This window comes from Klebsiella sp. 28 (assembly GCF_018223905.1).
Lineage (GTDB): Bacteria > Pseudomonadota > Gammaproteobacteria > Enterobacterales > Enterobacteriaceae > Klebsiella > Klebsiella pneumoniae.
The window spans coordinates 18,666-27,795 of record NZ_JAGRQY010000120.1 but is presented as its reverse complement, the minus strand read 5'-3'; the positions used below and the strand labels follow the sequence as shown (position 1 = coordinate 27,795).

Here is a 9,130-nt window from a genome sequence, read left to right as displayed (position 1 = left end):
ACTTCAGGCTGCTTCCGTCGCTTCTCACAGCCCGCCGTTGGCGGCGATGCGCTGAACGGCGAGTTCCAGCAGCAGATGGCGGCCGCCTTTGCCGAGGCCCGGGCGGCGGGGATCCGCAAGCCGGTGATGGTCGGGGCTATCCCGTTCGACACCTGTCAGCCTTCCGAGCTCTATATCCCCGAGCGCTGGGAAGCGTTCTCTCGCCCGGAAAAGCAGCGTTCCGCCCGCTATGCCGCGCCGCTGGAGGCGATGGAGGTGGTGGAGCGTCGGGAGATCCCGGAGCAGGACGCGTTTTTAGCCATGGTGGAACGCGCCGCCGCGCTGACCGCCACCCCGGAAGTCGACAAAGTGGTGCTATCAAGGCTTATCGATATTACCACCCGCGACCGCGTCGACAGCGGCGCGCTGATGGAGCGACTGATCGCCCAGAACCCCGCCAGCTTTAACTTCCACGTGCCGCTCTCCGACGGCGGCGTGCTGCTGGGCGCCAGCCCGGAGCTGCTGCTGCGTAAAGAAGGACAGCACTTCAGCTCTCTGCCGCTGGCCGGCTCCGCCCGTCGCCAGCCGGACGATGTGCTGGATCGGGAAGCAGGCAACAGGCTGTTGGCCTCCGGCAAAGATCGCCACGAGCACGAGCTGGTGACCCAGGCGATGAAGAGCGTGCTGGGCCCGCGCAGCAGTCAGCTGTCGCTACCGGAGTCGCCGCAGCTGATTACCACCCCGACGCTCTGGCATCTGGCGACGCCGATCGCAGGCACCGCGCTGGCGGAAGAAAACGCCATGTCGCTGGCCTGTCTGCTGCACCCGACGCCGGCGCTGAGCGGTTTCCCGCATCAGGCGGCGAAGCGCCTGATTGCTGAACTGGAACCCTTCGATCGCCAGCTGTTCGGCGGCATCGTCGGCTGGTGCGATGACGAAGGCAACGGCGAGTGGGTGGTGACTATCCGCTGCGCGCGTCTGCAGCAGCGTACGCTGCGCCTGTTTGCCGGCGCGGGTATCGTTCCGGCCTCCTCGCCGCTGGGCGAATGGCGCGAAACCGGCGTCAAACTGACCACCATGCTTAACGTATTTGGCTTGAACTAAGAGGCAAGGATGATTGCATTTACCCGTTGGCCGGAAGAGTTTGCGGCCCGCTATCGTCAAAAAGGCTACTGGCAGGATCTGCCGTTAACCAATCTGATCACCCGTCACGCGGACAATGACGCCGTGGCGATTATCGATGGCGAGCGGCAGATTAGCTACCGCCAGTTTAACCAGCTGGTGGACAACCTCGCCTGCTCGCTGCAGCGCCAGGGACTGAAGCGCGGGGAGACCGCGCTGGTGCAGTTGGGCAATGTCGCCGAGTTTTACATGACCTTCTTTGCGCTGCTGCGCATCGGCGTCGCGCCAGTGAACGCTTTGTTCAGCCACCAGCGCAGCGAACTTAATGCCTACGCCGCGCAGATTAAACCGGCGCTGCTGATTGCCGATCGCGAGCACGCTCTGTTTGCTGACGATAGCTTTCTCCACGCGTTTATCGCGGAACATCCTTCCCTGCGCGTCGCACTGTTGCGTAACGACGGCGGCGAGCGCGATCTGGCGACGGAGATTAACCGCCCGGCGGATAACTTTATCGCCAATCCAACCCCTGCCGACGAAGTGGCCTTTTTCCAGCTCTCCGGCGGCAGCACCGGGACGCCGAAGCTTATCCCACGCACCCATAACGATTACGACTACAGTATCCGCCGCAGCAACGAGATCTGCGGGATTAACGCTGAAACGCGCTACCTCAACGCGCTGCCGGCGGCGCATAACTATGCGATGAGTTCCCCGGGTTCGCTCGGCGTCTTCCTCGCCGGCGGGCGGGTGATCCTCGCCGCCGACCCGAGCGCCACGCTCTGTTTCCCGCTGATTGAACAACATCAGATCAACGTTGCCTCGCTGGTGCCGCCGGCAGTCAGCCTGTGGCTGCAGGCGATTCACGAATGGGGCAGCAACGCCCAGCTGCAATCGCTGCAGCTGCTGCAGGTCGGCGGCGCGCGCCTGTCAGCGACCCTCGCCGCGCGCATTCCGGCGGAAATCGGCTGCCAGCTGCAGCAGGTGTTCGGCATGGCGGAGGGGCTGGTAAATTACACCCGCCTCAACGATAGCCCGGAGCGGATTATCAACACCCAGGGCTGTCCGATGTGCCCGGACGATGAAGTGTGGGTAGCGGATGCCGACGGCAACCCGCTGCCGCGCGGCGAAGTGGGCCGTCTGATGACCCGCGGTCCTTATACCTTCCGCGGCTATTACAACAGTCCGCAACATAACGCGGAAGCCTTTGATGCCGACGGATTTTACTGCTCCGGCGATCTGATTTCGATCGATGAAGACGGGTATATCACCGTCCAGGGCCGGGAAAAAGATCAGATCAACCGCGGCGGCGAGAAGATCGCCGCTGAAGAGATCGAAAACCTGCTGCTGCGCCATGAGGCGGTGATCCACGCCGCGCTGGTCAGCATCGAAGACAATCTGCTGGGCGAGAAGAGCTGCGCTTATCTGGTGGCGACCTCGCCGCTGCGCGCCGTCGCGGTACGCCGCTTCCTGCGCGAGCAGGGCGTGGCGGAATTTAAACTGCCGGACCGCGTGGAGTGCGTTGCCGCGCTGCCGCTGACGCCGGTGGGCAAAGTCGATAAAAAACAATTACGTCAGTGGCTGGCCGAAGGCAAGCTGGGCTGAAGGAGAACAGAAAATGGCAATCCCTAAATTACAGGCTTATGCGCTGCCGGAAGCCAGCGATATTCCGGCGAACAAAGTTAACTGGGCCTTTGAGCCGTCGCGCGCCGCGCTGCTGATCCACGACATGCAGGAGTATTTCCTCAACTTCTGGGGCGAAAACAGCGCGATGATGGAGAAAGTGGTGGCTAATATCGCCGCCCTGCGCGACTTCTGCAAACAGAACGGCATTCCGGTGTACTACACCGCCCAGCCGAAAGAGCAGAGCGATGAAGACCGCGCCCTGCTGAATGATATGTGGGGGCCGGGTCTGACCCGCTCGCCGGAGCAGCAGCAGGTGATTGCCGCGCTGGCGCCGGATGAAGACGATACCGTGCTGGTGAAATGGCGCTACAGCGCGTTTCATCGCTCGCCGCTGGAGGAGATGCTGAAAGAGACCGGTCGCGACCAGCTGATCATCACCGGCGTTTACGCCCATATCGGCTGCATGACCACCGCCACCGATGCTTTCATGCGCGATATCAAACCGTTCTTTGTCGCCGACGCGCTGGCAGATTTCAGCCGAGAAGAGCACCTGATGGCGCTGAAATACGTCGCCGGCCGCTCCGGCCGCGTGGTGATGACCGAAGAGCTGCTACCGCTCCCAGCCTCCAAAGCGGCGCTGCGTGAGCTAATTCTGCCGCTGCTCGACGAATCCGATGAACCGCTGGATGATGAAAACCTAATCGACTACGGTCTGGATTCGGTGCGGATGATGGCCCTGGCCGCCCGCTGGCGCAAAGTGCACGGCGATATCGACTTCGTGATGCTGGCGAAAAACCCGACCATCGACGCCTGGTGGGCGCTGCTCACCCGCGAGGTGCAATAATGGCGGCGCTGGATTTTCGCGGTCAGACCGTGTGGGTGACCGGCGCAGGTAAAGGGATTGGCTATGCCACCGCGCTGGCTTTCGTCGAGGCCGGGGCCAACGTCACCGGGTTCGACCTCGCCTTTGACGGCGAAAGCTACCCGTTTGCCACCGAAACGCTGGACGTCGCCGATGCCGACCAGGTACGCGACCTGTGCGCGCGGCTGCTCAACAACATCGAACGACTGGACGTGCTGGTGAACGCCGCCGGGATCCTGCGCATGGGCGCTACCGACCAGCTGAGCGCGGAAGACTGGCAGCAGACCTTCGCGGTCAACGTCGGCGGGGCGTTCAACCTGTTTCAGCAGACGATGGCCCAGTTCCGTCGCCAGCGGGGCGGGGCGATCGTCACCGTCGCCTCCGATGCTGCGCACACGCCGCGCATCGGCATGAGCGCCTATGGCGCCTCGAAGGCGGCGCTGAAAAGCCTGGCGCTGACCGTCGGCCTTGAGCTGGCGGGCAGCGGGGTGCGCTGTAATCTGGTGTCGCCGGGCTCCACCGATACCGATATGCAGCGCACCCTGTGGGTCAGCGACGATGCAGAGCAGCAGCGGATCCGCGGCTTCGGCGAGCAGTTTAAGCTCGGCATCCCGCTGGGTAAAATCGCCCGCCCGCAGGAGATCGCCAATACCATTCTGTTCCTCGCCTCTTCTCACGCCAGCCATATCACCCTGCAGGATATCGTGGTTGATGGCGGCTCGACGCTGGGGGCGTAAATGGCCTGGAAGCGAGAGCTTACGCTGGCGGCGCTGAACGCCAGCAGCGAAAATACCATGGTGGCGCATCTTGGCATCATCTACACCCGACTGGAAGAGGGGCTGCTGGAGGCGGAGATGCCGGTGGATGCGCGCACGCATCAGCCGTTTGGCCTGCTGCACGGCGGCGCTTCCGCGGCGCTGGCGGAGACGCTGGGCTCGATGGCCGGTTGGCTGATGACCGAAGAAGGGCAGTGCGTCGTCGGGACTGAGCTTAACGCCAGCCATCACCGGGCCGTCTCCAGCGGGAAAGTGCGCGGCGAGTGCCGTCCGCTGCATCTTGGTCGCCAGAGCCAGAGCTGGGAGATTGTGGTGTATGACGAGAAGGGGCGGCGCTGTTGCACCTGTCGTCTGGGCACCGCGGTGCTGGGCTAAGAAGCCGCTGTTTCCCCGGCTTGCGCTACGCTTAGCCGGGCTACGTATCGGCGCAATGGGGTAGCCCGGATAAGGCGCAGCGCGCCGCCCTCCGGGAGTGTCCCTGCTCGCATTGCGCTTAGCAGGACTACGGATCTGTAGGTCGGGTAAGGCGTTAGCCGCCACCCGACAAAAAAAACGGCACCGTTCACGGTAACCCTTTCATTCATTTTCCTGCCTTAAGTGATCTCGCTAGCAATGTGAGACAAATCTCTGTGGGTGTACGGCATCTGCGATGTTTCGGTGTTGTTAAATTCTGCGTTGTGATCTAGAAACAAAATGTAACATCCTGATTACCCTACCGGTGGACCACAACAATGAATAATTCAGGGAAATACCTTATCTGGGCGCTGCTCTCCGTCATCGGAGCCTTCGCCCTCGGCTATATCGCTTTAAACCGGGGTGAGCAGATAAACGCGCTGTGGATTGTCGTCGCCGCGGTCTGCGTTTATTTGATCGCGTATCGTTTCTACGGCCTGTATATCGCTAAAACCGTGCTCGGCGTTGACCCGACGCGGATGACGCCCGCGGTGCGGCATAACGATGGCCTCGACTACGTTCCAACCGACAAAAAAGTGCTGTTCGGTCACCATTTTGCCGCCATTGCCGGCGCGGGGCCGCTGGTGGGCCCGGTGCTCGCCGCGCAGATGGGCTACCTGCCGGGGATGATCTGGATCCTCGCCGGCGTGGTGCTGGCTGGGGCGGTACAGGACTTTATGGTGCTGTTTGTTTCGACCCGCCGCGATGGCCGTTCGCTTGGCGAACTGGTTAAAGAGGAGATGGGACCGACCGCTGGCGTCCTGGCGCTGGTGGCCTGCTTTATGATCATGGTGATCATCCTCGCGGTCCTGGCGATGATTGTGGTGAAAGCGCTGACCCACAGTCCGTGGGGGACATACACCGTCGCCTTTACCATTCCGCTGGCGATCTTTATGGGCATCTACATCCGCTATCTGCGTCCGGGACGCATCGGCGAGGTGTCGGTGATAGGCCTGGTGATGCTGGTGTTCGCCATCATCTCCGGCGGCTGGGTGGCGGAAAGCCCGACCTGGGCGCCGTGGTTTGATTACACCGGCGTACAGCTGACCTGGATCCTGGTGGGCTACGGATTTGTGGCTGCGGTACTGCCGGTCTGGCTGCTGCTGGCCCCGCGCGACTACCTCTCCACCTTCCTGAAAATCGGCACCATCGTGGGGCTGGCGATTGGCATCCTGATTATGCGCCCGACCCTGACGATGCCGGCGCTGACCAAGTTCGTCGATGGTACCGGCCCGGTATGGACCGGCAACCTGTTCCCGTTCCTGTTTATCACCATCGCCTGCGGCGCGGTCTCCGGCTTCCATGCGCTGATCTCCTCCGGCACCACGCCGAAAATGTTGGCCAACGAAAGCCAGGCCTGCTTTATCGGCTACGGCGGCATGTTGATGGAATCCTTCGTCGCTATTATGGCGCTGGTGGCGGCCTGTATTATCGATCCGGGCGTCTACTTCGCGATGAACAGCCCGATGGCGGTGCTGGCGCCGGCGGGTACCACCGATGTGGTCGCCTCGGCGGCGCAGGTGGTGAGCGGCTGGGGCTTTAGCATTACGCCTGATACGCTGCATCAAATCGCCAGCGAGGTCGGCGAACAGTCGATTATCTCCCGCGCCGGCGGCGCGCCAACGCTGGCGGTGGGGATGGCCTACATCCTGCACGGCTCGCTGGGCGGACTGATGGATGTCTCGTTCTGGTACCACTTCGCCATTCTGTTTGAGGCGCTGTTTATCCTGACGGCGGTTGACGCCGGCACCCGCGCGGCGCGCTTTATGCTGCAGGATCTGCTGGGCGTGATTAGCCCGGGGCTGAAAAAAACCAGCTCGCTACCGGCCAACCTGCTGGCGACCGCGCTGTGCGTCCTGGCTTGGGGCTACTTCCTGCATCAGGGGGTGGTCGATCCGCTGGGCGGGATTAACACCCTATGGCCGCTGTTCGGTATTGCCAACCAGATGCTGGCGGGGATGGCGCTGATGCTCTGCGCGGTGGTCCTGTTCAAGATGAAACGCCAGCGCTATGCGTGGGTGGCGCTGCTGCCGACCAGCTGGCTGCTGATCTGTACGTTGACCGCCGGCTGGCAGAAGTCGTTTAGCCCGGACACCAAAGTCGGTTTCCTGGCGATCGCCAATAAATTCCAGGCGATGATCGACAGCGGCAACATTCCGCCGCAATATACCGAATCACAGCTGGCGCAGCTGGTGTTTAACAACCGTCTCGATGCCGGGCTGACCATCTTCTTTATGATCGTGGTGGTGGTGCTGGCGCTGTTCTCGATTAAAACCGCGCTGGCGGCGCTGAAAGAGGATAAACCGACGGCGAAAGAGACGCCGTATGAGCCAATGCCTGAAAACCTGGACGCGATTGAGACCCAGGCGAAAGGGGCGCATTAACCGGTGTGCCGGGTGGCGGCTTCGCCTTACCCGGCCTACATTTCCGATCCTCCCTCTCCCTTTGGGAGAGGCTCGGGGTGAGGGATACAAAAGAGAAATGACTTATGTTTGACACCCTCTCCAAAGCAGGAAAATATTTAGGCCAGGCCGCCAAAATGATGATCGGCGTGCCGGATTACGATAACTACGTCGAGCACATGCGAATAACCCACCCGGATCAGACGCCGATGACTTATGAAGAGTTCTTTCGCGAACGCCAGGACGCGCGCTACGGCGGCAAGGGCGGGGCGAAGTGCTGTTAACCCTCTTTCGGCAGATAGAGGCTGATCTGCTCCTGAGTACAGCCGTAAATCGCCGCCAGCTTCTCGCGGGTGCGCTTTTGCGGACGGGAGTCCAGCGCTTCCAGCTGTGACACCGCGGACTGGCTGATGCCAAGCTTTTCGGCTACCTCCTGCTGGGACATCCCGCGCAGGATGCGCCACGCGGCCTGCAGGCTGACGTTTTCTTTATGCATCACGTCGCATACTTCGCCCGGCAGCATGACGTCATCATAGATATCTGATTCATAAGGAATATCTTCCCAGTCGCTTTCATCCTCGTCGTCGTACTCCAGCAGAGCCAGGCGCATACGAAAGTAATCGCTGTAAGGAATGACGACATACTGGTCTTTTCCTTCTTCATCCTTGATGTACTGAATAGTCATATTCGGTATCTTCCTCATGAAGGTAGGTGGTGGTGGTTCGGCGTTTAACCGCCACGACGTAGCAGGTATCGCCCGGCGGATTCCCAAAGGTGTAGATGACTCTGTAATCACCTAATCGCAGCCGGTAGTGGTTTTCGGGAGAGGACAATTTTTTGATATCCGAGATAGGTGAAGCTTTATCATCCATCTTCTCCAGCCTGGATTTAATGCGGCTCTTATACCGAGTATCGATTTTAGAAAATTGCTTATCTGCCGTTTTTGACCAGACAATTTTCATCCGTACCTCCACTGTACGCCCACATAAAATATAAGGAAATAATAAGACTATTAGATAAATTCCGAATTTCTTATGGGGTACTGTAGAGCGGAGAAAAAACGCAGGTAAGAGGCAAAACGCAACCCGTCGAGGCGGCGCGGAAAGGCCTCTGCCGGGCGACAGAGGCTTGCAGAAAATGTGCGATCAGGCGTTCAATCCGCCATCCACGTCCAGCCCCGTACCGGAGATCTGCCCGGCGGCCGGGCTGGCGAGGAAGGTGACCGCCGCGGCGATGTCTTCCGGCTGGCCGTAGTGACCGACCGCAATCATCTGGCGCTGGGCTTCCGCCTGTTCTCCGTCTTCCGGGTTCATATCGCTGTTGGTCGGCCCTGGATGGACAAGGTTAACGGTGATCCCGCGAGGGCCTAAATCACGCGCCAGGCCACGGGTCAGGGCGTTGAGGGCGGACTTGGTCATGGCGTAAACCGCGATGCCCGGCATGGCCACGCGGTTAGCCAGACAGCTGCCGATGTTGATGATCCGTCCGCCATCGGCCATATGCACCAACGCTTCCTGGGTGGCGATGACCACCCCACGGATATTGACGTTGATAAGCGCGTCAATGTCCGCCAGCGTCATGGATTCCAGTGGACCGCCGCGGGCTATTCCGGCGTTGTTGACCAGAATGTCCAGCCCGCCGAGGGACCGGGCCGCATGGGTGACGGCATCCTGAATCGCCTGCGCGCTGGCGCTGTCGGCCTGTACCGCTTCGCCGTACCGACCCAGGGCCTTTATTTCATCGGCGACCGCCTGGGCTTTATCGACCGATTTTTCATACGTAATAACCACATCGGCGCCGGCGCGCGCCAGCGACAGCGCGATGGCGCGACCCAACCCACGGCTGGCGCCGGTAACCAGCGCCTTCTTACCTGTTAAATCGATCTGCATGATGACCTCGTTGCGAGAGTGGTGAGC

At 61.0% G+C, this 9,130-nt stretch carries 10 protein-coding genes; 7 read left to right on the top strand and 3 right to left on the bottom strand.

The window, feature by feature from the left end; all coding sequences use genetic code 11:
- The 7 genes from entC to KHQ28_RS20090 form a co-directional block, all read left to right on the top strand.
- Nucleotides 1-1,083: isochorismate synthase EntC (entC, locus tag KHQ28_RS20120; protein WP_211777660.1), on the top strand; the 1,083-nt coding region annotated here is incomplete at its 5' end.
- A gap of 9 nt (nucleotides 1,084-1,092) precedes the next feature.
- Nucleotides 1,093-2,700, top strand: a complete 1,608-nt coding sequence (gene entE / locus KHQ28_RS20115) for a (2,3-dihydroxybenzoyl)adenylate synthase EntE (protein ID WP_023341181.1) — start codon at nucleotides 1,093-1,095, stop codon at nucleotides 2,698-2,700.
- 13 nt (nucleotides 2,701-2,713) lie between these two features.
- Nucleotides 2,714-3,565, top strand: coding sequence for an enterobactin biosynthesis bifunctional isochorismatase/aryl carrier protein EntB (entB, locus tag KHQ28_RS20110; RefSeq protein ID WP_032419235.1), 852 nt, complete (start codon nucleotides 2,714-2,716; stop codon nucleotides 3,563-3,565).
- Nucleotides 3,565-4,320, top strand: coding sequence for a 2,3-dihydro-2,3-dihydroxybenzoate dehydrogenase EntA (gene entA, locus KHQ28_RS20105; protein ID WP_019705367.1), 756 nt, complete (start codon nucleotides 3,565-3,567; stop codon nucleotides 4,318-4,320). Before entB ends, entA begins: the two co-directional genes overlap by 1 nt.
- Nucleotides 4,321-4,734 (top strand): proofreading thioesterase EntH, encoded by a 414-nt coding sequence (entH, locus tag KHQ28_RS20100; RefSeq protein ID WP_002893892.1) that lies wholly within the window; start codon nucleotides 4,321-4,323, stop codon nucleotides 4,732-4,734.
- Between the two features lie 356 nt (nucleotides 4,735-5,090).
- Nucleotides 5,091-7,196 (top strand): pyruvate/proton symporter CstA, encoded by a 2,106-nt coding sequence (cstA, locus tag KHQ28_RS20095; protein WP_002893896.1) that lies wholly within the window; start codon nucleotides 5,091-5,093, stop codon nucleotides 7,194-7,196.
- Between the two features lie 104 nt (nucleotides 7,197-7,300).
- Entirely contained in the window at nucleotides 7,301-7,498 is a 198-nt protein-coding gene (locus tag KHQ28_RS20090) for a YbdD/YjiX family protein (protein WP_002893903.1), read from the top strand.
- On the opposite strand, the gene KHQ28_RS20085 is transcribed toward KHQ28_RS20090, so the two are convergent.
- The 3 genes from KHQ28_RS20085 to KHQ28_RS20075 all read right to left on the bottom strand — a co-directional run bounded on the left by KHQ28_RS20085 (nucleotide 7,495) and on the right by KHQ28_RS20075 (nucleotide 9,103).
- Nucleotides 7,495-7,899 carry a helix-turn-helix transcriptional regulator gene (locus KHQ28_RS20085; protein ID WP_004176911.1) on the bottom strand — a complete coding sequence of 135 codons (405 nt, stop codon included), beginning with the start codon at nucleotides 7,897-7,899 and terminating at the stop codon, nucleotides 7,495-7,497. The genes KHQ28_RS20090 and KHQ28_RS20085 overlap by 4 nt on opposite strands.
- Entirely contained in the window at nucleotides 7,874-8,176 is a 303-nt protein-coding gene (locus KHQ28_RS20080; RefSeq protein ID WP_032419234.1) for a type II toxin-antitoxin system RelE/ParE family toxin, read from the bottom strand. The genes KHQ28_RS20085 and KHQ28_RS20080 overlap by 26 nt, the downstream gene beginning before the upstream one ends.
- Before the next feature lie 183 nt (nucleotides 8,177-8,359).
- Nucleotides 8,360-9,103 (bottom strand): SDR family NAD(P)-dependent oxidoreductase, encoded by a 744-nt coding sequence (locus KHQ28_RS20075; protein ID WP_002893908.1) that lies wholly within the window; start codon nucleotides 9,101-9,103, stop codon nucleotides 8,360-8,362.
- Between the last annotated feature and the right edge of the window lie 27 nt (nucleotides 9,104-9,130).